At 59.9% G+C, this 23,787-nt stretch carries 20 protein-coding genes; 14 read left to right on the forward strand and 6 right to left on the reverse strand.

All coding sequences use genetic code 11. The features are described from left to right. Positions 1–162 precede the first annotated feature (162 nt). From hutG to hutC, 3 genes are read right to left on the reverse strand one after another with little or no spacing between them, the layout of a single operon-like run. A complete protein-coding gene (gene hutG / locus ACL2XJ_RS21085; RefSeq protein WP_132921695.1) occupies positions 163–963 on the reverse strand; it encodes an N-formylglutamate deformylase in 801 nt (266 codons plus the stop codon). A 44-nt stretch (positions 964–1,007) separates the two neighbouring features. Next, positions 1,008–2,228: an imidazolonepropionase gene (gene hutI, locus ACL2XJ_RS21090; RefSeq protein WP_413724396.1), complete on the reverse strand. Its 1,221-nt coding sequence runs from the start codon at positions 2,226–2,228 to the stop codon at positions 1,008–1,010. 30 nt (positions 2,229–2,258) lie between these two features. Then, positions 2,259–3,008, reverse strand: coding sequence for a histidine utilization repressor (gene hutC, locus ACL2XJ_RS21095; protein WP_132921693.1), 750 nt, complete (start codon positions 3,006–3,008; stop codon positions 2,259–2,261). A gap of 143 nt (positions 3,009–3,151) precedes the next feature. Here hutC and ACL2XJ_RS21100 point away from each other — a divergent pair, with 143 nt between their 5' ends. The 7 genes from ACL2XJ_RS21100 to ACL2XJ_RS21130 all read left to right on the forward strand — a co-directional run bounded on the left by ACL2XJ_RS21100 (position 3,152) and on the right by ACL2XJ_RS21130 (position 11,148). Then, complete coding sequence (locus ACL2XJ_RS21100) at positions 3,152–4,525, forward strand: formimidoylglutamate deiminase (RefSeq protein WP_413724397.1); 1,374 nt, start codon at positions 3,152–3,154, stop codon at positions 4,523–4,525. Further along, the gene (locus ACL2XJ_RS21105) at positions 4,522–5,142 is read left to right on the forward strand and encodes a HutD family protein (RefSeq protein WP_132921691.1); all 621 of its coding nucleotides are present in this window, start codon (positions 4,522–4,524) and stop codon (positions 5,140–5,142) included. Before ACL2XJ_RS21100 ends, ACL2XJ_RS21105 begins: the two co-directional genes overlap by 4 nt. A 321-nt stretch (positions 5,143–5,463) precedes the next feature. Continuing rightward, positions 5,464–6,441, forward strand: coding sequence for an ABC transporter substrate-binding protein (locus ACL2XJ_RS21110; protein ID WP_413724398.1), 978 nt, complete (start codon positions 5,464–5,466; stop codon positions 6,439–6,441). Between the two features lie 11 nt (positions 6,442–6,452). Further along, positions 6,453–7,316, forward strand: coding sequence for an ABC transporter permease (locus tag ACL2XJ_RS21115; RefSeq protein ID WP_132921689.1), 864 nt, complete (start codon positions 6,453–6,455; stop codon positions 7,314–7,316). Continuing rightward, a complete protein-coding gene (locus ACL2XJ_RS21120) occupies positions 7,313–8,098 on the forward strand; it encodes an ABC transporter ATP-binding protein (protein WP_203521503.1) in 786 nt (261 codons plus the stop codon). Before ACL2XJ_RS21115 ends, ACL2XJ_RS21120 begins: the two co-directional genes overlap by 4 nt. 241 nt (positions 8,099–8,339) lie before the next feature. Then, complete coding sequence (gene hutU / locus ACL2XJ_RS21125; protein WP_413724399.1) at positions 8,340–10,025, forward strand: urocanate hydratase; 1,686 nt, start codon at positions 8,340–8,342, stop codon at positions 10,023–10,025. A gap of 37 nt (positions 10,026–10,062) precedes the next feature. Beyond that, positions 10,063–11,148, forward strand: a complete 1,086-nt coding sequence (locus ACL2XJ_RS21130) for an iron-containing alcohol dehydrogenase family protein (protein ID WP_413724400.1) — start codon at positions 10,063–10,065, stop codon at positions 11,146–11,148. A 59-nt stretch (positions 11,149–11,207) separates the two neighbouring features. On the opposite strand, the gene ACL2XJ_RS21135 is transcribed toward ACL2XJ_RS21130, so the two are convergent. Then, the gene (locus ACL2XJ_RS21135) at positions 11,208–12,065 is read right to left on the reverse strand and encodes a DMT family transporter (protein ID WP_413724401.1); all 858 of its coding nucleotides are present in this window, start codon (positions 12,063–12,065) and stop codon (positions 11,208–11,210) included. Positions 12,066–12,280: 215 nt separating this feature from the next. Between ACL2XJ_RS21135 and ACL2XJ_RS21140 the strand changes: the two genes are divergently transcribed. Both ACL2XJ_RS21140 and ACL2XJ_RS21145 read left to right on the forward strand, forming a co-directional pair. Beyond that, positions 12,281–12,961 carry a metallophosphoesterase gene (locus ACL2XJ_RS21140; RefSeq protein WP_413724402.1) on the forward strand — a complete coding sequence of 227 codons (681 nt, stop codon included), beginning with the start codon at positions 12,281–12,283 and terminating at the stop codon, positions 12,959–12,961. A 172-nt stretch (positions 12,962–13,133) separates the two neighbouring features. Beyond that, a complete protein-coding gene (locus ACL2XJ_RS21145; RefSeq protein ID WP_413724403.1) occupies positions 13,134–13,388 on the forward strand; it encodes a GlsB/YeaQ/YmgE family stress response membrane protein in 255 nt (84 codons plus the stop codon). Between the two features lie 255 nt (positions 13,389–13,643). On the opposite strand, the gene ACL2XJ_RS21150 is transcribed toward ACL2XJ_RS21145, so the two are convergent. Both ACL2XJ_RS21150 and ACL2XJ_RS21155 read right to left on the reverse strand, forming a co-directional pair. Next, on the reverse strand, positions 13,644–14,798 hold the full coding sequence (locus tag ACL2XJ_RS21150) for an ABC transporter ATP-binding protein (protein ID WP_413724404.1): 1,155 nt from the start codon (positions 14,796–14,798) through the stop codon (positions 13,644–13,646). Positions 14,799–15,899: 1,101 nt separating this feature from the next. After that, on the reverse strand, positions 15,900–17,390 hold the full coding sequence (locus ACL2XJ_RS21155) for a PLP-dependent aminotransferase family protein (RefSeq protein ID WP_413724405.1): 1,491 nt from the start codon (positions 17,388–17,390) through the stop codon (positions 15,900–15,902). Between the two features lie 129 nt (positions 17,391–17,519). Here ACL2XJ_RS21155 and ACL2XJ_RS21160 point away from each other — a divergent pair, with 129 nt between their 5' ends. The 5 genes from ACL2XJ_RS21160 to ACL2XJ_RS21180 all read left to right on the forward strand — a co-directional run bounded on the left by ACL2XJ_RS21160 (position 17,520) and on the right by ACL2XJ_RS21180 (position 23,749). Next, positions 17,520–18,788, forward strand: coding sequence for a 4-aminobutyrate--2-oxoglutarate transaminase (locus tag ACL2XJ_RS21160; RefSeq protein ID WP_203521497.1), 1,269 nt, complete (start codon positions 17,520–17,522; stop codon positions 18,786–18,788). A 23-nt stretch (positions 18,789–18,811) separates the two neighbouring features. Next, positions 18,812–20,272 (forward strand): NAD-dependent succinate-semialdehyde dehydrogenase, encoded by a 1,461-nt coding sequence (locus tag ACL2XJ_RS21165; RefSeq protein WP_413724406.1) that lies wholly within the window; start codon positions 18,812–18,814, stop codon positions 20,270–20,272. A gap of 300 nt (positions 20,273–20,572) precedes the next feature. Beyond that, positions 20,573–21,601, forward strand: coding sequence for an ABC transporter substrate-binding protein (locus ACL2XJ_RS21170; protein WP_413724407.1), 1,029 nt, complete (start codon positions 20,573–20,575; stop codon positions 21,599–21,601). Between the two features lie 34 nt (positions 21,602–21,635). Continuing rightward, positions 21,636–22,910: an ABC transporter permease gene (locus ACL2XJ_RS21175; protein WP_413726933.1), complete on the forward strand. Its 1,275-nt coding sequence runs from the start codon at positions 21,636–21,638 to the stop codon at positions 22,908–22,910. A gap of 14 nt (positions 22,911–22,924) precedes the next feature. After that, entirely contained in the window at positions 22,925–23,749 is an 825-nt protein-coding gene (locus ACL2XJ_RS21180; protein ID WP_132921680.1) for an ABC transporter permease, read from the forward strand. Positions 23,750–23,787 lie beyond the last annotated feature (38 nt).

A 23,787-nucleotide genomic window follows, 5' to 3' on the forward strand; every position in this document is an offset into this window, starting at 1 on the left:
GAAACCGTGCTGATGGGGTCGAATCGGGCGTGGTTTTCCCGCCCGACCGAGCGCCCCACAGCGCGGTAAGCCCGCGTTCGCCGATCGTGCACCGAGCGTGTTAAAGGGCGCCAGCGCCGACGAGCGACGAAAGCGGCCGGCCCGCCGCAACGGGCCAAACCGCTATCCTTGCGTCTTACCCCACGCAACCATCATGGTCAACAGCGCCTTAAGCACCGGCTGCAACGACTCCGCCCGCTCCGGCAGATAATCAAAAGGGATCTCCTCTTGCATATAATTACACTGCGCCAATTCCAACTGCACCGCATGCTGCCGAGCATGGGGCTGGCCATAGGCCCGCGTGATATATCCCCCCTTGAAACGCCCGTTGATAACATAGCTAAAAGGCTGCCCCTGGCAAAACGCGCTCAATTTTTCTCCCAGGGACGGGGCGCAGCTCGCACCCTGATTGGTGCCCAGATTCAAATCCGGCAATGTGCCGTCAAACAGACGTGGGATCACCGAAGCAATGGAATGCGCATCAAAAAGCAGCGCATAGTCATGGCGCGCCTTTATTTCACTCAAACAGTCCTGGATTTTCTGATGATAAGGATGCCAGATTTCATCCAGATAACGTTTGCGTTCCTGCGCCGAAGGGACTTTACCCTCCACAAAGGTCGGGGTACCGTCAAACAGCGTATCGGGATACAGGCCGGTGGTGGCGGTTGCGTAAAGTGGCTTGTCGTCCGGCGGCCGGTTCAGATCGATAACCATCCGCGAATAATTCCCCACCAGAATATGGGCGCCCATCTCGCGGGCGAAATCATACAGCCGGGGGATATGCCAATCCGTATCGGATAGCGGCCGGGCCGCCTCGCTAAGACCCGCTTCCACCGCCGGCGTCAGTTTGGTGCCGGCATGGGGTATGCTCACCAGCAACGGTATTGTCCCGGGTTCATAACTGAAAGCATCTTGAATTTGCATTCCTCAATTCCTCCTGATTAAGACGTTACCATCGAGTAAGGTTATTATCGGCGACGTTCGCCCCGATACACTACTGTTACCGGCATTTGCCCCCCGAGCCAGTAGGCCAGTTCCGCCGGATGCTTCACCGGCCAATGCACGAAATCAGCCAATTTCCCCGTTTCCAGCGAGCCCAGGGTATCCCCCAGCCCCAGCGCGCGGGCGGCATTGAGGGTCACGCCCGCCAGGGCTTCTTCCGGCGTCAGGCGAAACAGGGTACAGCCCATATTGATCATCAAACGCAACGAGCAGGCGGGGGAGGTGCCGGGATTGATATCGCTGGCCAGGGCCATCGGTACGCCGTGCCGCCGAAACAGCGCCACCGGCGGCAGCTGCGTTTCGCGCAACATATAACAGGCCCCCGGCAGCAGCACCGCCACTGTCCCGGATGATGCCATAGCGCGGGCATCATCCTCGGTGGCGTACTCCAGATGATCCGCCGACAGCGCCTGCCAGCGGGCCGCCAGCGCGCTGCCCCCCAGAGACGATAGCTGCTCGGCATGGAGTTTCACCGGCAATCCCGCCTGGCGGGCGGCGGCAAACACCCGGGCGATTTGCGCCGGCGAAAACGCCAGATGCTCGCAAAAGCCATCCACCGCGTCCGCCAGCCCCAGGGCCGCCACCTCAGGAATCCAGCGTTCGCATACCACATCGATATACTCATCCGCCCGGCCCCGGTATTCCGGCGGCAGCGCGTGGGCGGCCAGAAAGGTGGTACGAACCTGGATGGGATATTTTTGTCCGATTCGCCGGGCCACCCGCAGCATTTTTATTTCGTCATCCAGGGTCAGCCCATAACCGGATTTGATTTCGATGCAGGTCACGCCTTCGGCCATCAGCATGGCCAGCCGGGCTTCCGCCGTCGCCAGCAGTTCTTCCTCCCCGGCCCCGCGGGTGGCGTTCACCGTAGAGAGAATCCCGCCGCCGGCGGCGGCGATGTCGGCATAGCTGACGCCCTGGAGCCGCTGTTCGAATTCCAGGCTGCGGTTACCGCCGAACACCAGATGGGTATGGCAATCGATAAAACCGGGGGTAATCACCCCCCCGCCGAAATCATGCCGCGCCGCTCCGGGGGACGCGGGCAGGTCAGCCCGGGGGCCGACCCAGGCAATGCGGCCTTTTGCCACGGCAACGGCGCCGTCTTTTATCATGCCGTACTGGCCTTGGCGTAGCGTCGCCACATCGGCGCCCAGCCAGATACTGTCGAATCTTTGCGTTGCAGGCATTACCGGTTCCCCCTTAAACAGTCCATTCAGTTAAGCAATAAAGCTGCCAAAAAGTTGATATCGCGATCCGGGATAGAGCAGGCGGGCCGACGTCACCACCAATTTGCCGAACCAGGTGCGGCGATGAATAAGCAGACAGGGCTCGTTGTCCGCCAGTTGCAACAGCTCCCGCTCCAGGGCGCTGGCGCAGACCGCCTCCACCCGATGCTCGCCGGCGGTGAGCGGGGCGGCTTGCGTCAGATAAAAATAGGGCGTGATATGGTTAAAATCCTGCTGAAGATAATCGGGAGCGGTGAGGGGATTGACGCAACGGTCCTCCAACTGCACCGCGATATCATTTTCATAATGCACAATCATCGAATGGAACAACCGCTGGCCGGGCTGGATACCCAGCGACAGCGCCTCTTCGCCGGTGGCGGGGCGGGCATTGAGCTCCAACAGCCGGCTGCTGTGGCGATGGCCGCGGGCGGCGATTTCATCGGCGATATTGCGCACTTCCAGCATGGCGGTCTGGGGCTTGAGCTCGGCGACAAAGGTGCCGACACCCTGCATACGCAGCAAATAGCCTTCGCTGGTGAGCTCCCGCAGGGCCCGGTTGATGGTCATGCGGCTGACGTTCAGCTCCGCCACCAGCTCGCTCTCCGAGGGAATGCGCTGATGGGGCGTCCAGGTGCCGGAGCGAATCTGCTGGATGATGGCTTGTTTGACCCGCTGGTAAATCGGCGCGGGGGTATCGCTCATTATGGCGGACAATTGTGCTGCGGACTGTAATTCAGCCACTTTCCAACCTCGGCTCGCAGGGAACATAATAAAACAGTTTACTGTTAGATTAAGCGTATGTATATGTATAGACAAGTGGATAAGCATTTCGTCTGGATGACCGCAATAACAACCCTTGTTTTCAACCTGAACCGGAAACCGCCATGCCCGTTTTTTTTGCTTCCCGAGCGCTGTTGGCGCAGGGATGGACCCGAAACGTCCGTCTTACCGTCGATCCCCAAGGCATCATAAAAACCGTCGAAGCCGACGCCCCGTCCGCGGACGCTGTCCTGCTTAACGGCCCCGTGCTGCCGTCCATGCCTAACCTGCATTCCCATGCCTTCCAGCGCGCCATGGCCGGATTGACGGAAGTGGCGGGCGATCCCCAGGACAGTTTCTGGACCTGGCGCGACGTGATGTATCGCATGGTGCGGCAACTGACGCCGGAGCAGGTGGGGATCATCGCCCGCCAGCTCTATATCGAAATGCTGAAGGGCGGTTATACCCAGGTGGCGGAATTTCATTATCTTCACCACGATCCCCAGGGACAACCTTATGAAAACCCGGCGGAAATGGCGTTGCATATCAGTCGCGCGGCGACGGAAAGCGGCATCGGCCTGACCCTGCTGCCGGTGCTCTATAGCTATGGCGGCTTCGGCGCCCGGCCGGCCCAGGAAGGGCAGCGGCGGTTTATCCAGCAAACCGAAGGCTATCTGCGCCAGCAGCAGGCGCTGATAAAACATCTGGCGGGCCGCGATAGGCAAAACCTCGGCGTGTGCTTTCATTCGCTGCGCGCGGTGGATGAGCGGCAAATCGCCGAGGTGTTGCAGGCGTCGGGACAGGATTTACCGGTACATATCCATGTGGCTGAGCAGGAAAAGGAGGTTAGCGACTGCCTGAGCTGGTCGGGACAGCGGCCGATCCAGTGGCTGCTGGATCATTTCCCGGTGGACGATCGCTGGTGCCTGATTCACGCCACCCATATCGACAGGGCGGAATTAACAGCCCTGGCCCAAAGCGGCGCCACGGCGGGATTGTGTCCCACCACCGAAGCAAATCTGGGGGACGGCATTTTTCCCGCCACGGATTATCTCGCTCTGAACGGACGCTGGGGCATCGGCTCCGACAGCCATGTCTCCCTGAATGTGGTGGAAGAGCTTCGCTGGCTGGAGTACGGACAGCGCTTGCGCGATCAACGGCGTAACCGCATCGCCGGCGCGCGGCATAAAGCAGTGGGAGATACGCTTTATCTCGGCGCCCTGCAAGGGGGCGCCAAGGCCTGCGGCGAGCCGTTAGGCCAGTTGGCGCCGGGATATCGCGCCGACTGGCTGGTGCTGGATGACCAGGATCCCTATCTCGGCACCGCTGCCGACCCGGCGCTCATCAATCGCTGGCTGTTCGCCGGCGGGCCGGGACAAATCCGGCATGTGTATGTGGGCGGACAGCAGTTGATAAGCGACGGGCATCACCGGCTCGAGCAGGAAAGCGCCCGGGCTTTTGCCGAGGTACTGCGCGACCTGAGCCGGGAGGCGCTATGAGCCCGCCGGTACGCTTCTCTTTCGATAGCCTGCCGGTCAGCCGCTGGCGAAACGGCGGCGGCGAGACCCGCGAAATCGTCAGCTGGCCCGCGGACGAGCTATTGCCCGCCCACAGCGGGCCGCTGCCGGCCCTGGATGATTTTGCCTGGCGCGCCAGTATCGCCACCATCGATCGGGACGGCGGATTTTCATCTTTCCCCGGCGTTGACCGCGTCATCACGTTGCTGGAAGGGAACGGCGTGGTCTTGCACGGCGCAAATGGCGTCGCCCATTCCTTGACCCGGACGGGGGAACCCTATGCCTTCGCCGGCGAAGAGTCCGTGACCGCGGTGCTGGCGGGCGGGGCCAGCCGGGATTTCAATATCATGACCCGGCGCCTCGATTGGCGGGCAAGCGTGGTGCGGATGGACCATGAATTCATTCTGCCCGCCGTTCACAGCGGGGTGCTGTATGTGCTGGCGGGGACGTGGCGCCTGGGGAACGATGATCAGGCGAAAGACGATAAGCCGCTGGCGGCGCGGGACGGCTGTTGGTGGCATCATCTGCCGTCGCCCCTGCGCCTGCGGCCGCTGGCGCCGGAGAGCCTGCTGCTGTGGGCGGATATCAGCGCGTTGTAACGGCTACCGGCGCCAGGTTTGCGGTATTTCATGCCGCCCCTTCACCAATAGATGGCAAAACGCTGCATGATTTCAGTGCGCGGCGCGTCATTATGGTTCAATCCGTTGGCGGCCGTCGGCATCGAGCCACCCATGAAGGCGGGCAAGAAGGCCGGCATTACCCTTGGGGGCCATGGATGGTTAGGCGGCATGGCGGGGCGCTATTCTGGCATAGGCTTTGCTTTGGTTAAAGTACCGGGTCTTGTATAGACAAGTCGATACAGTCGCATGGCCCGGCTTTTAGCCGGCCATCTTGGCCGTCTGTCAACTCAGGAGTGGGATATGAACAATGTCGGTACCGGAAAATCGTTCTTAGGTCGCGTTAATCTCCTTGCCCTGGCCCTGGGCCTTATCTGTGCCGCCCCGGCCATGGCGGCCGATACCCCGGTGGCCATCGGCGTCTCCGGCTGGACCGGCTTCGCGCCGCTGACCCTGGCGGATAAAGCGGGAATATTCAAGCGCCACGGCCTGGACGTCACGTTGAAAATGATCCCGCAAAAAGACCGGCACCTGGCTATTGCCTCCGGTGACGTTCAATGTGCGGGCACTACCGTGGAAACCTATATCTCCTGGAACGCCAACGGCGTACCCATCACCCAGATTGTCCAGCTGGATAAATCATTCGGCGCCGATGGCCTGGTGGTGCGCAACAATATCAACAGCATCAAGGACCTGAAGGGGAAAACCATCAGCGTCGACGCTCCCGGCACCTCGCCCTATTTTACCTTGGCCTGGATGCTGGATAAAAACGGCATGAGCCTCAAAGACGTCAAGATAACCACCCTGGCCCCTGACGCGGCGGCCCAATCCTTTATCGCCGGCAGCAACGACGCCGCGATGACCTACGAACCTTATCTCTCATCGGTGCGGCAGAACCCGGCCAAAGGAAAAATTCTCGCCACTACCCTGGATTACCCTATGGTGATGGATACCTTGGGCTGTACCCCCGCCTTCCTGAAAAAGAATCCCCAGGCCGCCAAAGCCCTGGTGGAAAGCTATTTCGATGCGCTGGACATGATCCGCAAAGAACCGGATAAATCCAATGACATCATGGGCGCGGCGGTAAAAGAATCCGGCAAGGCCTTTGCCGAAGAATCCAGCTACCTGCGCTGGCAGGATCGGGAACAAAACAAGGCCTTCTTCAACGGCGAGATTAAAAGCTTTGAAGAAGAGGCGGCCAACCTGCTGCTGCAGATGAAAGTCATTCGCAAAAAACCGGATCTCAACACCCTCTATGATGCCAGCTACGTTAATCAATAAAGGGGTAAGTTATGTCCGTGGATAAGGATGTCGCCGCTCTGGCGGCCAAAGAGCCGGCGCCGTTGCCGACGGCCAGGCAGATTCGCCACAATCCGCTGCTGGTGCCGCTGCGGCCGGTCTCTTCCGGCCAGCGCTGGTTCCTCGGTATCGGTTTTTTTGTGCTTTTTTTCGCCTTTTGGGCCATTGCCACCTTCGGCGGCTGGGTGTCGCCGACCTTCTTGGCCGACCCGCTCACCATGGTGCATGAAGGTTATCTGCTGTTCACGGAATATAATTTTTCCCTGGATATCGGCATGACGGTCATGCGGGTGCTGGGGGGCTTTATCCTGGCGGCGGTGCTGGCGGTGCCCCTGGGTATCATGATGGGCTCCTACAAACTGGTGGAAGCCTTTGTGGAACCCTTTGTCTCCTTTTGCCGCTATCTGCCGGCCTCGGCGTTTATTCCCCTGTTGATCCTGTGGGCCGGCATCGGCGAAACGCAGAAAATATTGGTGATTTTCATCGGCTCGTTTTTCCAGATCGTACTGATGATCGCGGTGACCGTCGGCGGGGCGCGGCGGGATCTGGTGGAGGCGGCCTATACCCTCGGCGCCTCCAGCCGCAGCATTGTGCGCCGGGTGCTGATACCGGGGGCCGCGCCGGAAATTGCCGAGCTGCTGCGTCTGGTGCTGGGCTGGGCCTGGACCTATGTCATCGTTGCTGAGCTTATCGGGTCATCCAGCGGCATCGGCCATATGATTGTGGACAGCCAGGCATTGCTCAATACCGGGCAGATCATTTTCGGCATCATTACCATCGGCTGTATCGGCCTGCTGTCGGATTATTTATTCAAGGCGCTTAATCGCCGCCTGTTCGCCTGGAGCGTAGCGCCATGAACTACAGCAAGCTAACCGTTCGTCAGGTTTCCAGGACCTTTACCGGGCCGAAGGGCCAGCAGACCCAGGCGTTGCTGCCTATCGATTATCGCGTGGAGGAAAATGATTTCATCACCATTCTCGGCCCATCCGGCTGCGGTAAATCCACCCTGTTGCGCATCATTGCCGGACTGGATCGGCCCAGCGAAGGGGAAGTGTGGCTGGACGGCGGCCTGATAGACGGGCCCGGCGCCGATCGCGGCATGGTCTTCCAAAGCTATACGCTGTTTCCCTGGCTGACGGTTGAGCAAAACATCTGCTTCGGCCTGCGGGAGCGGGGCCTTGGCAGCGCGCTGCAGCGGGAGCGCTGCGACTATTTTATCGCCAAGGTCGGACTGCGGGGATTTGAGCAGCACTATCCGCGCCAGCTGTCCGGCGGCATGCAGCAGCGCACCGCCATTGCCCGCGCCCTGGCCAACGATCCCAAGGTCCTGCTGATGGACGAGCCCTTCGGCGCCCTGGATAACCAGACCCGGGTGCTGATGCAGGAGCTGTTGCTCAGTATCTGGGAGTCGTCGCGCAAAACGGTGTTATTTGTCACCCATGATATTGATGAAGCAATTTTCATGGCCAATAAAGTGGCGATTTTCAGCGCACGGCCCGGAAGAATCAAAACCGAAGTGCCGGTTAACTTTCCGCATCCGCGGGATTATACCTTGAAGACCACGCCGGAATTTATGGCGTTGAAAGCGCGGGTCACCGAGGAAATCCGCAGTGAAACGCTGCAAAGCATGGCCGGCTGAGCCGGGCTGGCCGGGGCGGAAGGCCGTGCCCCGGCGGCCACGATAGACCCCGCTGGTAAACGGCGGCGGCAAAGCGGTATCGATTATTTTTTTAAATCGGCTTTACTTGTATAGACAGGAATAGATTATGCAAATTTCGTCGCAGCAACCGTGATGACAAGGGGGCGGATATCAACCGCCGCCAGCCCGGTATTTGTACTTCGTCATTAATATCAAGCCATGAACAATGAAGGAACCCGTAATGAAAAAAGATTTTAGCCAAGCCGTCGCCCGTCCGGTCAGCGCCCCCCGCGGCACTGAACTGACCTGCAAAAACTGGCTTATCGAGGCCCCGTACCGCATGATCCAAAATAACCTGGATCCGGATGTGGCGGAGCGCCCGGACGATCTGGTGGTATACGGCGGTATCGGTAAAGCGGCTCGCAACTGGCCCTGTTTCGAAGCGATTCTCCAGAGCCTGCGGGACCTGAACGAAGACGAAACCCTGCTGGTGCAGTCTGGCAAGCCGGTGGGGGTATTTCGCACCCATGTGGACGCGCCGCGGGTAATGATCGCCAACTCCAACCTGGTACCGCACTGGGCGACCTGGGAGCATTTTCATGAACTGGATCGGGCCGGGCTGATGATGTACGGCCAGATGACCGCAGGTTCCTGGATTTATATCGGCGCCCAGGGCATCGTGCAGGGCACCTTCGAAACCTTTGCCGAAGCCGGCCGCCAGCATTATGGCAGCGATTTGTCAGGTAAATGGATCCTCACCGCCGGACTCGGCGGCATGGGCGGGGCGCAGCCTTTGGCCGGCGTGCTGGCGGGGGCCTGCGTACTGGCCATTGAATGCCAGGAATCCCGCATCGATTTTCGCCTGCGCACCCGTTATCTGGATAAAAAAGCCTATAATATCGACGAAGCGCTGAACATGATCGAAACCGCCTGCCGCCAGGGAGAAGTTATTTCCGTCGGCCTGCTGGGCAATGCGGCCGAAATTATGCCGGAGCTGGCGAAACGCGCCGCCGCCGGCGGACCCCGTCCCCATATCGTCACCGACCAGACCTCGGCCCACGATCCGTTGAACGGCTATCTGCCGGCGGGCTGGAGCCTGGAGCTGTGGAACGACGCCAAAAAGAGCGCTCCGGAAAAAGTCATCAAAGCCGCGCGCCAATCCATGGCGGTGCACGTTAAGGCTATGCTGGAGTTCCATAAAATGGGCGTGCCGACGGTGGACTACGGCAACAATATCCGCCAGGTGGCCCTGGAGGAGGGCGTGGAAAACGCGTTCGACTTCCCCGGTTTCGTGCCGGCCTATATCCGTCCGCTGTTTTGCGAAGGCAAAGGCCCCTTCCGCTGGGTGGCGCTGTCCGGCGATCCGGAAGATATCTACAAAACCGACGCCAAGCTCAAAGAGCTGTTCCCGGACAACGCGTTATTGCATAACTGGCTGGACATGGCCCGCGATCGCATCGCGTTCCAGGGCTTGCCGGCACGGATCTGCTGGCTGGGCCTGGGGGAACGTCATCTCGCCGGGCTGGCCTTTAACGAAATGGTGCGCACCGGCGAACTGAAAGCCCCCATCGTCATCGGCCGCGATCACCTCGACTGCGGGTCGGTGGCGTCGCCCAACCGGGAAACCGAAGCGATGCGCGACGGCTCCGATGCGGTCTCCGACTGGCCGTTATTGAACGTCATGCTCAGCACCGCCGGCGGCGCGACCTGGGTCAGCCTGCATCATGGCGGCGGCGTCGGTATGGGCTTTTCCCAGCATGCCGGCATGGTTATCGTCTGCGACGGCAGCGAAAAGGCCGATGAACGCCTGGCGCGGGTGCTGTGGAACGATCCCGCCACCGGCGTTATGCGCCACGCGGATGCCGGTTATCCCGAAGCCATTGCCTGCGCTAAAAAGTATGGACTTAAATTGCCGATGATTGGATAGTAAATCCATGGGAACACAGCAAAACAGGAAAGCCACTGTGGATGTTCATCAGCTAAGTTTCCCGGCCCGCGTCGTCCGCGGCGCCGGCGCCATCAATAAACTGGGGGAACTGTGCGCCGGCCTGGGCCGGCGTGCCATGGTCATCGGCGGCCGCCGCGCGCTGGCGTCAATCGAACAGTCGGTGTTCAGCCAGTTGGTCACCGCCGGCGTGACGGCGGCGGCGATGCAGTGGTATGGCGGCGAATGCAGCGAAACCCATATCAACCGCCTGGTCCTGGAAGCGAAGGCAGAGGGGATCGATGTCATCATCGGCGCCGGAGGCGGCAAGGCCATCGATACCGCCAAGGCGGTGGGCGCGTCCCTGGGGGCGCCGGTGGTGACGCTGCCCACCATCGCCGCCACCTGCGCCGCCGTGACGCCCTTGACCATTCGCTATTTCGACGACGGTCATTTCCGGGATCTCTACCCGCTGCCGCAGGCGCCGGCGGCGGTGGTCATCGATACGCAGCTATTGGCTTTATCTCCGTTGCGCTGGCTGGCGGCGGGGCTGGGGGACACCCTGGCTAAATGGTATGAATATCGTTCCATCGCCCATCCCGCCGATCTAAACGGGCTGTCGGCGTCAGCCAGCGCCAACAGCCGGATCTGTTATGATCTTATCCTGCGGTACGGCCAGGGGGCCTGCGGCGCATTGACCGAAGGGAAGCCCGCGCCGGCTCTGGAACAGGCGGCGGACGCCATTTTTATCTTCGCCGGCCTGACGTCCATCATGGGCAGCGGCGCCCACGCCTCGGCGGCTCATGCCATTTATGAAGGATTTACCGTTAACGACAAAACCCGCCAGTTCGGCCATGGGCTGCTGGTGGGTTACGGTAACCTGTGTTTACTGGCGCTGGAGCAGCGCAGCGATGAAGAGCTGCTGGCGGCCATCCGCCTGGCGAAGGCCTGCGCCGTGCCGACCCGGCTGGAGGAGATTTGCGCTGATTTGACTGCCGCCGAGCTCGGCGCCATTTGCCGCTCTTGTGCCGAGGCGCCGGATATGGCCAATATGCCCCATACCGTCAGCGCCGACGATGTCCGGTCGGCCATGAATCGGGTGGACGCACTGGCGGCCAGAGACTGACGATACTCTTTTTTGACACTGAAGCGGCATAAACCCCGGCTGATATAGCCTGTAAGGAATCAGCCATTTTTCCCTTTACGGGAAAACAGTACCACCGACACAATAATCAACGCGGCGCCGGCGACCATTTTCGCCGTCGGCCGCTCATTGAACAACCACCAGGCGAACAAAATGGCATACACCGGCTCCAGGGCAAAAAACACCGAGGCCGAACGCGCCTTGACGAAACGCAGGCTGGTCACCATTAAACTGTGCGCCGCGCCGGTACAAAACACCCCCAGCAAGGCCAGGTAAAACCAATCCATCGCCGCTGCCTGGGGCAGCGCCCGAAAGGCGAACGGCAGCATCAGCAGGGATATTACGACGTTCTGGCACAGCGCGGCCTGTACCGGACGAACGTTGGCGGCGGTGATGCGATTGCACAGGATCAGGCCGGCCAGCAGCGCGCCGGATAGAATGCCCCACAAAAAGCCCAGCGTGCTTTGGCTGCTGAAGCTGAACGCCGGGCATACCATGACAAGGCCAAGGCAGATGACGCCGATGAGCAGCGCTTCACGCCGGGTAATGCGTTCGCGGAACGCCAGGCCTTCAAACAGGGTGGTAAAGGCCGGAAAACTGGCGAAACCCAACGTGGCGACGGCCACTCCCGCCGCCTTTACCGAGATAAAAAAGGTCAGCCAATGGCCGGCCAGCACAATGCTGGACCCCAGGATCAGCAGCAGCCCCCGCTGACCGATCCGCTGCCAGCGAAACCCCCTGACGCACAGCATCAGGACCGCCAGCACCAGCCAGGCAAACCACGCCCGGCCGAAGACGATGGCGGCGGGAGACGCATTCACCGCCTTGCCCAGAATGCCGGACAAACCGAAAAAAAACGCGGAAATATTCAGTGCGATATAGGCGTGACGTTTATCCATAGAATTCAGCGGGCCCTGTTATCCATCCCGGCCGCAGCTTACCGGCGGAACTGTGCGGCACGTTGGTTTGCCGACAATGCAAAGGGAAGGTTCCATGCTGCCTGCCAGCGAACTGTTTTAATAGTCTTTTTTCATTAATTTAATAGGCTGCTATGCTTTAATTCAGAAGGTCGCCATCATTGGGCGCTCTGTTTATCCATTGACGGGGAGAGGCGATGTATCAGTATGTTCCTGGCGCGGTGTACCGAAAAATCGATGCACAGAAATGGCGCCGGATTTTTATCCTAGGGGATCTGCACGGCTGTTTTGATCTGCTTTTGGAAAAATTGGAACGGCAGGGATTCGACACCGAACAGGATCTCCTGGTGTCGGTGGGGGATTTGATTGACCGCGGCCGCCAAAACCTGGAATGTCTGTCGCTGCTCAGGGAAAAATGGTTCTGCGCGGTGCGTGGCAATCACGAGCAAATGGCCATGGATTCGTTGGCGGACAACGATCCCGGACTGTGGCTGGCCAACGGCGGCGACTGGTTTGCCCGTCTTGATTCAGCACGGCAACAGCAGGCGAAAGCGTTGATTGCCGAGTGTGCCGCGCTGCCGCTGGTGATTGATATCCCCATGGACCAACGGCACGTGGTGGTGGCCCATGCGGATTATCCCGCGGATAACTACTATTTTGATCAGCCGGTGGACAGTGAAGAGCTGGTATGGAGCCGGCGCCGTATTCACCGAAATCAGCAGGGGCGGGGCGCCCCCATTACCGGCGCCACGCACTTTTTTTTCGGCCACACGCCGCTTAACCGGGTCAGGCATTTCTTCAATCAGTACTATATTGACACCGGCGCGGTGTACGGCGGGTCGTTGACCTTGGTGGAAATCAATACCCTACCGGTATGATTGACTATAATAAACCAGGTTTCTCGTTTTATCCGACTGTTGGGATAATGTGAACCGAGGCTAAAGGTAACGGGCTATACTCGCCATACTTCAACTTGCCGTCCTCCGGCAGGTTGAAATAGTGAGGGTATATAACGGCTAGAGGATTAGCCAACGACGAAGGAGTTTAACAATGGGCATTTTATCCTGGATTATTTTTGGTCTTATTGCCGGTATTATCGCCAAATTCATCATGCCGGGCAGAGACGGCGGCGGTTTTATTCTTACCGTGATATTAGGGATTATCGGTGCGGTGGTGGGGGGATATATCAGCACCTTCTTTGGTTACGGCCGGGTAGACGGATTTAACATCGGAAGCTTTGCGGTGGCGGTGGTGGGCGCTATTGTAGTGTTGTTGATCTATCGGCTGGTGGCCCGTAATGATTAATGGTCAGAGGATGTAAATTTTTCTTCTGATCCCCGGCGCCGTTAATGCGAATAATCAATAACGGCGACCGGTTCCTGAATCTCCCTTGCTTATATACTCCCGCCATTTCCAGCCTTATGGGTTAGAGGCGCGTTTGTCATCTGCGTCATACATGTCATGAAAACCTCACGCCTGAAATAAATATCATCGCCGAAGAGACAATGATATTTATTTGTACGACCCCGCATATCGCCATACCATGGAATTTCAACGCCTTCAGGCGGCCTGGCTGTTGTCAGGGACATCCGTATTTTTCGTCATCTGCTCAGGCACGGGGCTTAACACCGCATCCAGGGCCCGCAGATGCCGCTCCTGCCAGGACAGCATCACCTCATTGCCGGCGACCCAGCCGGGGTCGACTTCGGCGGCGCTGAGCTTCACCATGAAACCGGGCTGGCCGGCCACTTCGGTTAACATCCGCACATGATCACCCAGATAGATATATTGCTGTATCCGGGCGCTGATTTGCTGGCTGCCGTCGGGAAGCTGGTGTTGCGGCACATTGACCCGCACCCGTTCGGGGCGGATGCACAGCATGATTTTACGCCCCGGCGAACTGGGGCGGACCTTGAGCGCCCGCAGCATGGTGCCGTCATCCAGGGCGGCGCGATAATAGTCGCCTTCGCTGCCGGCCTGGGTGGCCAAAAGGCCGTTGTTTTCGCCGATAAACTGCGCCACGAAGGTATTCTGCGGCTCTTCATACAGCTTGCTGGGCCTGTCGATCTGCTGGATGATGCCGTCGTTGAATACCGCCACCCGGTCCGACATGGTCATGGCTTCGCTTTGATCATGCGTGACATAGACAATAGTCAGCTCCAGCGCCTGGTGCAGCGCCTTGATTTCCATCTGCATATGTTCGCGCAACTGCTTATCCAGCGCGCCCAAAGGTTCATCCATCAACACCAGCTTGGGTTCGAATACCAGCGCCCGCGCGAGGGCCACGCGCTGCTGCTGCCCCCCGGACATCTGCGCCGGATAGCGGTTGGCAAGATCGGTGAGTTTGACGCGATCCAGCACCCGGTCCACTTTTTCCTTGATATCGCTGCGGTTCAGCCGACGTATGGACAACGGAAACGCCAGGTTCTCCGCCACGGTCATATGGGGAAATAACGCATAGTTCTGGAACACCATGCCGATATCCCGCTGGTGGGGCGGCAGATGGTGCAGCGGCTGGTCCCGCAGGAAAATTTCCCCCTGGGTCGGGTTTTCAAATCCCGCCAGCATCATCAGGCTGGTGGTTTTTCCAGAACCTGACGGGCCCAACAGCGTGAGAAATTCACCTTCGGCAATATCCAGGTTCAGGTTTTTAACCACCAGCTTGTCGCCGTCGTAGGTTTTTTGGATATTTTTGAAGCTTACATAGCTTTTCATGGCAGAACTCTACCCCTCTTAGCGGTATCCCGACGGGCGGCCTTACTGCATTGAATCGTGCATTGGATAACGCGATAAAAATGCAACAAAGCGGGTTTTCCCGCCATCGTAAATAGATAGACCGTTACGGAAACGACAACCTGTTAATGGGAGTTAAGCAGGGCGATCGGTTTGCCGACGAGGATGTGGCACGGGTTATGCTTAACCCATGGGGGCGGCGGCTTCTCCGCCCGATGCCCCTATCTTTACCACTGCTTTTCAGCGACGACAAGGAAATTCAGGGGCAAAAACAAAAATTCTTACGGGTTGATGCGAAGGTGCCAACTCTATGATTATTATTGCTTTTTTAAAATCATAAGCCAACGATTTCTATCATCGCGCTCTGATGGGCGCAAAGCGGCGGGACGATCGCCCGTTCCGGAGCGCCGGGCACCAAAATAAGGCAGGCGGAAGTTCACAGCGCACACCGAAGCTGGCATAAAGGTGTTAAAGGGAGACCGTGCTGATGGGGTCGAAGCGGGCGTGGTCTTACCGCCCGCCGGAGCGCCCCACAGCGCGGTAGGCCCGCGATCGCCGAACGTGCAACGAGCGGGTGTTAAAGGGAGACCGTGCTGATGGGGTCGACGCGGGCGTGGTCTTACCGCCCGCCGGAGCGCCCCACAGCGCGGTAGGCCCGCGATCGCCGAACGTGCAACGAGCGGGTGTTAAAGGGAGACCGTGCTGATGGGGTCGACGCGGGCGTGGTCTTACCGCCCGCCGGAGCGCCCCACAGCGCGGTAGGCCCGCGATCGCCGAACGTGCAACGAGCGGGTGTTAAAGGGAGACCGTGCTGATGGGGTCGACGCGGGCGTGGTTTTACCGCCCGCCGGAGCGCCCCACAGCGCGGTAGGCCCGCGATCGCTGAACGCGCCACGAGCGGGTGTTAAAGGGAGACCGTGCTGATGGGGTCGAAGCGGGCGTGGTTTTACCGCCCGCCGGAGCGCCCCACAGCGCGGTAGGCCCGCGATCGCTGAACGCGCCACGAGCGGGTGTTAAAGGGAGACCGCCACAAGGCCGGGTCGAGCCCGCCGCAGCCAGCCACCGTTTCTACCCGCCTCGAGCCTAAGAAGCACCCGCGCCGGTTTGCCGCGCCAGACAGGCCATCAACACGCTGAACGCCGGTTCGATAGCGGCTTCATCCACACAGGCATAGCCCAGCAACAATCCTTTTTTACGCTGAGACGTCAGATAATAGGTGGAGAGCGGCCGGACGTAAATACCTTGCCGTCCCGCGTCCCGCGCCAGGCGCTCGTCATCCACCTCCTCCGGCAGCGACATCACCAAATGCAGACCGGCGTTGCTATCGTCCCGCAGCGCATCCTCCCCCAGATAGTGCAGGATCAGACGGCTCAGCACAGTACGCCGTTTACCGTACAGCAGCCGCATACGGCGGATATGGGAGGCATAATGCCCCTCGGCGATAAACTGCGCCAATACCAGCTGGGTAATCCAGTGGCCGCCGCGGTACAGCTCCGCATGGGCCACACGCATCTGCTCGGCCAGCGCCAGGGGCAGCACCATATAGCTGATTCTCAGTCCCGGATAGAGGGTTTTACTGAAGGTGCCGATATAGATCACCGGCGCCTGCGGCGTCAGGCTTTGCAGGGCGGGAATAGGGTTGCCGGAATAGCGGAATTCACTGTCATAATCATCCTCCACCACCCAGGCCCCGCACTCCTGCGCCAGGGCCAGCAGACGCTGGCGCCGGGTAAGGCTCATCACCGCCCCGGTGGGATATTGATGTGACGGTGTCACGCATATCAGCCGAGGCGCATCCCCCTCCGCCGGCACATCCGGCAGGCTGATCCCTTGATTATCCACCGTCACGGGAACCACTTCCACGCTATTGACGGTGAGCACGTTGCGCAGCCCCCAATAGCAGGGTTCCTCAATCCAGGCGCGATCGCCGGGATTGCACAGCATCTTCGCCAGCAAATCAACGGCCTGATGGGTGCCTTCGGTAATAATAATCTGCTGCGCCTCGCAGTTCACCGAGCGCGCCACCCGCAGATAATCCACCAGCGCCTGCTGCAGGTCCGGGCTACCCCCCATGCGCGAGTAGGTCAGATAGTCCGGCTTGATACGCCTTATCAGCCGGGAATGAATGCGCCGCCACAGGCCGTGCGGAAAATTGGACACGTCCGGCACCCCAGGCATAAACGCGCCCCACTGGTGCGGCGACGCGCCGGTTTTAGCCAGCAGATGGGCCCCTCTTTGGGAAAATTCGTTTTCCGCCAGCCGCCGGGAGGCCGGCGGCTGCTCGTTAACCGGCGCCATGGCGCCGTCGGGCATATGGTCGGTGACAAAGGTTCCGCTGCCGGCGCGGGTAAAGGTATAGCCCTCCGCCAATAATTGTTCATAGGCGGTACTGACGGTATTGCGCGACAGCGACAGCGCCCCCGCCAGGTCGCGGGTGGGGGGCAGACGGCTGCCGGCGCCGATGACGCCCTCCAGGATAGCCAGGCGGATACAGTCGTATAAGCGGCGGTGCAACGGGCCCTGGGTATGGGCGGACAAGCGCTGCAGCAGCATATCGGTAAGAAGCGATCTCAATTGGCACCTTCATTTTTTCAGAACTGGCTCTGGATTATAGAGCCACAACGGGGATAAATAGCAATCGGGAGTTAGGCCAGGGTCTGTGTTGGGTATTTTATGCCGCATCATATCGGGAGTCATCGCAGCATGAACAATAGTGAAATGAATCAACGTCGTCTGTCAGCCACGCCGCGCGGCGTGGGGGTAATGTGTGATTTTTATGCCGCCCGGGCGGAAAACGCCACCCTGTGGGACATTGAAGACCGACCCTTCACTGACTTCGCCGCCGGCATCGCGGTACTCAATACCGGTCACCGCCATCCGAAAATCATCGCCGCCATCAAGGCGCAGCTGGATCTCTTCACCCATACCGCCTATCAGATCGTCCCTTACGGCAACTACGTGACCCTGGCGGAAAAGCTTAACGCCATCGTGCCGGTGGCCGGACCGGTAAAAAGCACTCTGTTCAGCACCGGCGCCGAAGCGGTGGAAAATGCGGTGAAGATCGCCCGCGCCTATACCAAACGGCCCGGCATCATTACCTTCGGCGGCGCCTTTCACGGCCGTACGCTGCTGACGCTGGCCCTCACCGGCAAAGTGGCCCCCTATAAATTGGGATTCGGCCCGCTGCCGGGACAAATTTTCCATGCCCGCTATCCCAATGCCCTGCACGGCGTGTCCGTTGAACAGGCCATTGACAGCATTGACTCGCTGTTTCATACCGATATCCCGGCGGATCAGGTGGCGGCCATTCTGTTTGAGCCTATCCAGGGGGAAGGCGGATTCAACGTCGCGCCCCCCGAATTTATCATCGCGTTGCGCAAGCTGTGCGACCAGCACGGCATCTTGCTGATAGCCGACGAAGTGCAAAGCGGTTTTGCCCGCACCGGCAAGATGTTTGCCATGGAGTATTGCCCGCAGGTGAAGGTGGATCTGATCACCATGGCCAAGAGCCTGGGCGGCGGCATCCCCATTTCCGCCGTGGCCGGCCGCGCCGAGGTGATGGATGCGCCCGCGCCGGGCGGACTGGGAGGCACCTATGCCGGTAACCCGCTGGCGGTGGCCTCCGCCCTGGCGGTGCTGGAGGTGATTGAGGAAGAACAGCTTTGCGCCCGCGCCCGGCGCCTGGGGGCCCATCTGACGGAAACCCTGAACAAGGCCCGGTCATCCTGCCCGGCAATCTCCGCGGTGCGCGGACAGGGATCCATGGTGGCGGTGGAATTCGCCGATCCGGCCACCGGCAAGCCCGATCCGGTCTTTACCAAGAAGATCCAGCGCCAGGCCCTGGAGCAGGGGCTGCTGCTGCTGACCTGCGGCGTTCATTACAACGTCATTCGTTTCCTGTACCCGCTCACCATCCCCGATGACCAGTTCACCGCGGCGCTGGACCTGCTGAGCCGGTTGCTTAAATCATAACAAGACCGAGGAAGATCAAGACTATGCAGCTTAATGACCCGACATTGTTTCGCCATCAGGCTCTGATCAACGGCGAATGGCGCGACGGCGACCATGGCGCCGTTGAAGCGGTGACCAATCCGGCCACCGGTGAAGTGCTGGCGGAGGTGGCGCAATTGAGCGCTGCCCAGACCGGCGCCGCTATTGGCGCCGCCGCCGATGCGCTGGTCTCATGGCGCGCGCTGACCGGTAAGCAGCGGGGAGTGGTTCTGCAAAAATGGGCTGCCCTCATTGAGCAACATCAAGAGGATCTGGCGGTTATCCTGACGGCGGAACAGGGCAAATCCCTGGCGGAAGCCCGCGGCGAAATCGCCTATGCCAACAGCTTCATCATCTGGTTTGCCGAAGAGGCCAAACGGGTGGAAGGGACGGTATTACAATCCCCCCAGGCCCATCAGCGGTTGCTGGTGATTAAACAGGCCATCGGCGTCACCGCCGCCATCACGCCGTGGAATTTTCCGGCGGCGATGATCACGCGCAAGGTTGCGCCCGCGCTGGCGGCCGGTTGCACCATGATTGTCAAACCCGCCGAGCAAACGCCCCTCACCGCCCTGGCGCTGGCGGAGCTGGCGCAGCGGGCCGGCATTCCCGCCGGCGTTCTGCAGGTAGTGACCGGGCCGGCGGCGGCGGCGGGCAAAGTGCTGTGCGACAGCCCCGTTGTGCGCAAGCTCAGCTTTACCGGCTCCACGGAAGTGGGCCGTTTGCTGATGGCCCAATGCGCCCCCACCATCAAAAAGCTCTCCCTGGAGCTGGGGGGCAACGCGCCGGTCATTGTGTTCGACGATGCCGATTTGGACAGCGCGGTGGCCGGCATTATGGCGTCGAAATTCCGTAACAGCGGGCAGACCTGCGTGTGCGCCAACCGTATCTACGTGCAGCGGGGTATCTACCCGGCGCTGGCCGCCCGGCTGGTGGCAAGCGTCGAGGCCCTGAGAGTGGGCAACGGCATGGAGCAGGGCGTGACCCAGGGGCCGCTTATCGACGATGACGCCGTCGCCAAGGTGCGCGCTCATATCGACGACGCCCTGAGCCAGGGAGCGACCCTGCTCACCGGCGGGCGGCCGCACGCATTGGGGGGCACCTTTTTCCAGCCTACCGTTATCGGCGATGTGACGGCCTCCATGCGTTTCGCCCGGGAAGAGACGTTCGGCCCGGTGGCGCCGCTGTTTCCTTTTGACGATGAGGCGCAGGCCGTGGCCATGGCCAACGACACTGAATTCGGCCTGGCGGCCTATGTCTTCACCCGCGACGCGGCTCGTCAATGGCGGGTGCCGGAAGCGTTGGAGTACGGCATGGTGGGCATCAACACCGGTCTGATTTCCAATGAGGTGGCGCCGTTCGGCGGGGTGAAACAATCCGGTCTCGGACGGGAGGGATCCCGCTTCGGCATCGATGAATACCTGGAAATGAAATACCTGTGCCTGGATCTTTCCCCGGCCCGGTGAAACATGGCCCGGCCCGCGGGGTTTCCTCGCGGCGCCCGGCCCGGATCGGGCTGCATCCCAAAGGTGCAACCGCTGCCCGCACTGCACATATTTAACGCACAAATTGTAGGGTTATTCCGCTTTTCCTTCCCGTCAGCCCGCCTCCGTAGCCTTCCGCTGGAATTTGCCAAAGTGGCACGAAAGATGCTTGATGTATGATGCATCATTTAACCTGGCGATAGCGCCCGGCCAATGATGACGAATCATTAAACACATAAACCATTTTGCTCACTTTGTTGGCTGACATTATAGGGGTAGGGTATGTTGAAAAAATTAGCGGTCTCCGCACTTCTCGTGGGCTTGGCTTGCCAGGCGCAGGCTGAATCCCTGACGGTTATTTCGTTTGGCGGACAGAACAAGGACGCCCAGGACAAGGCGTTCTATAAGCCGTTCAGCGCGGCGGGCAAGGGCACTATCGAGGCGGGGGAATACAACGGCGAAATGGCCAAGATCCGCGCCATGGTGGAAACCGGCCAGGTGGGCTGGGATGTGGTGGAAGTGGAAGGGCCGGAGCTGCGCCGGGGCTGCGACGAAGGTCTGTTCGAACCGCTGGACTGGTCCAAGCTGGGGGATAAAAGCGAATACGTTAACGGTGCCGCCAGCGAATGCGGCGCCGGCATTTTTCTCTGGTCCACCGTGCTGACCTATGACGCGCAAAAGCTGAAAAAAGCCCCCACCAGCTGGGCCGACTTCTGGAATGTCAAAGACTTCCCCGGTAAACGCGCCTTGCGCAAAAGCGCCAAATTCACTTTGGAAATCGCCTTGTTGGCTGACGGCGTAAGACGGGAAGACGTCTACTCCCAATTGGCCACCAAGGTCGGGGTGGATCGGGCCTTTAGAAAACTTGATGAAATCAAACCGCAAATCCAGTGGTGGGAATCCGGCGCGCAGCCCCTGCAGTGGCTGGTTTCCGGCGATGTGGTCATGACATCCGCCTATAACGGCCGCGTCGCGGCGGCGGATAAAGAAGGGCATGACTTCCGGATGGTCTGGGACGACAGCCTGTACGATCTCGACAGTTGGGCGGTGGTGAAGGGTTCCAAGCACAAAGCCCTGGCGGAACAGTTCATCGCGTTTGCCAACCTGCCGGAAAATCAAAAGGTGTTCGCGGAAAATATCCCTTACGGCCCCACCAATAAAAAGACCATCAGCCTGATTGATCCGGCCATCGCCAAGGGTTTGCCCACCGCGCCGGATAATTTGGTGAACGCCCTGCCGGTGGATACCCAGTTCTGGATCGATCATGGCGAAGAGCTCGAACAGCGGTTCAACGCCTGGGCGGCGCAATAACCGGAATTTCGCCATGCAAACCGGAGAAAAAGCAATGATAGCCACTGACATTATCGCGGCGGGCCAACCTCCCGCCGGCGCTGAAGGCACCGATACGCTCAAACAGCAGTTGCATCGGTCGCAGCGGATTTACAAGCGGCGCACCTGGTTGCTGGTGGCGCCTTTACTGGCGTTCATCCTCATTATCTTTGTGGTGCCCATTGCCTCGATCCTGATAAACAGCGTGGCGAACCCTGAAATCCGCGACGGCATGCCCAAGGTAACGGCGGCGCTGAAACAATGGGACGGCGCCGGCATACCCAATGAGAATACCTTCCGGGCGGTAGTCGCCGATTTGCGCAAGGCGCGGGCCGAAGGGCAGATAGCGTCCGTGGCCAAACGCATGAGTTATGAGGATCCGGCCTATCGGGGACTGATCATGCGCACCCTGCGGGCGGCGCCGGAAAACGACGCGGCCCCGGACACTCGCGAAGCGCTGGTAGGCGCCCTGCCGCTGTGGGGGGAAAATACCACATGGCGGTCGCTGCAACGGGCCTCGCGGCCCTTTACCAGCTATTATCTGCTCGCGGTATTCGACCGCAAAGTAGATCCTCAAACCGGGAATATCGTTAAATTGCCCGACGGGGACGCGCTGTTCGTCAACGTACTGCTGCGCACGCTGCTGATGGCGGCGGTAGTGACCCTGCTGTGCGTGGGCCTGGGCTATCCGCTGGCGTATTGGCTGGCCAAGCAGCCGGCCGGCCGCGCCAATCTGCTGATGATCATGGTGCTGCTGCCGTTTTGGACCTCCCTGATAGTCCGTACCGCCAGTTGGATTGTCCTGCTGCAATCCGGCGGCCTTATCAACGGCGCTTTATTGCATACCGGCATCATCGATAAACCGCTGGTATTGGTATTCAACCGTATCGGCGTGTATATCGCCATGACCCATATTCTATTACCGTTCATCGTATTGCCGCTGTACGCGGTGATGAAGGGCATCTCGCCGAATTATCTGCGGGCGGCCATCTCTTTGGGCGCGCATCCCTTTATCGCCTTCTGGCGGGTCTATGTGCCGCAAACCTACGCCGGACTGGCGGCGGGGGGACTGCTGGTATTCATTATGGCCATCGGCTATTACATTACCCCCGCGCTGCTGGGGGGGCCGGGGGACCAGATGCTGAGCTATTTCGTGGCGTTCTTCACCAATACCACCATGAACTGGGGGATGGCGGCGGCGCTGGGCAGCCAGTTGCTGGTTATCGTATTGCTGCTGTATATCGTCTATATCCGGGTCACCCGGACCCAGGCTGAACTTGCCACCCACTGAATCAGGAGGCCACCATGGTCAGGCAACAGGGCATGCTGTTAATGCGGTTATGGGACGGGCTGTTTAATTTGTACGGCGCGGCGGTGCTGCTTTTTCTGGTGGTGCCGGTGCTGATTATCGTACCGCTGTCATTTAACGGCGGCTCTTTTTTAAGCTATCCGCTGAACGGCTTTTCGCTGCGCTGGTACCAGGCGTTTTTTCACTCCCGCGAATGGCTGGGGGCCTTGGGCAACAGTCTGCTGATTGCGCCGCTGGCCACCTTGCTGGCTACCGTGCTGGGGGTTCTGGCCTCGGTGGGGCTGGTGCGCGGCGAGTTCCGCGGCAAGTCGCTGGTGCTGGCCATCATTATTTCGCCGATGATTGCCCCGGTGGTGATTGTGGCGGTGGGCATGTTTTTCTTTTTCGCCCGCATAAACCTGCTTAACAGTTATCTCGGCCTGGTGCTGGCCCACGCCATGCTGGGGGTGCCGTTTGTGGTGATTACCGTGACGGCAGTGCTGAAAAACTATGACCTTAATCTAACCCGTGCGGCCGCCAGCCTCGGCGCGCCGCCCTGGCAGGCGTTCAGGCGCGTGACTTTGCCGTTGATTGCCCCAGGGGTCTTCTCCGGCGCGCTGTTCGCCTTTGCCGCCTCGTTTGACGAAGTGGTGGTCACGCTCTTCCTGGCCAGCCCCTCCCAGCGGACATTGCCTATTCAGATGTTCGCCGGTATCCGGGAAAACCTCGATCCCACCATTGCCGCTGCCGCGTCATTAATGGTGGGGGCCGCGCTGATACTGCTGCTGGTGATGGAAATGCTGCGCCGCCGGTCGTCCCGTATCCGTGGGAATGCCGGTTAGTGTAAGATCGATGCATCAAGTATCGTGTGGAGGTGAGT

It is taken from the genome of Sodalis sp. RH16, assembly GCF_047324245.1.
Taxonomy (GTDB): Bacteria; Pseudomonadota; Gammaproteobacteria; order Enterobacterales; family Enterobacteriaceae; genus Acerihabitans; species Acerihabitans ligni.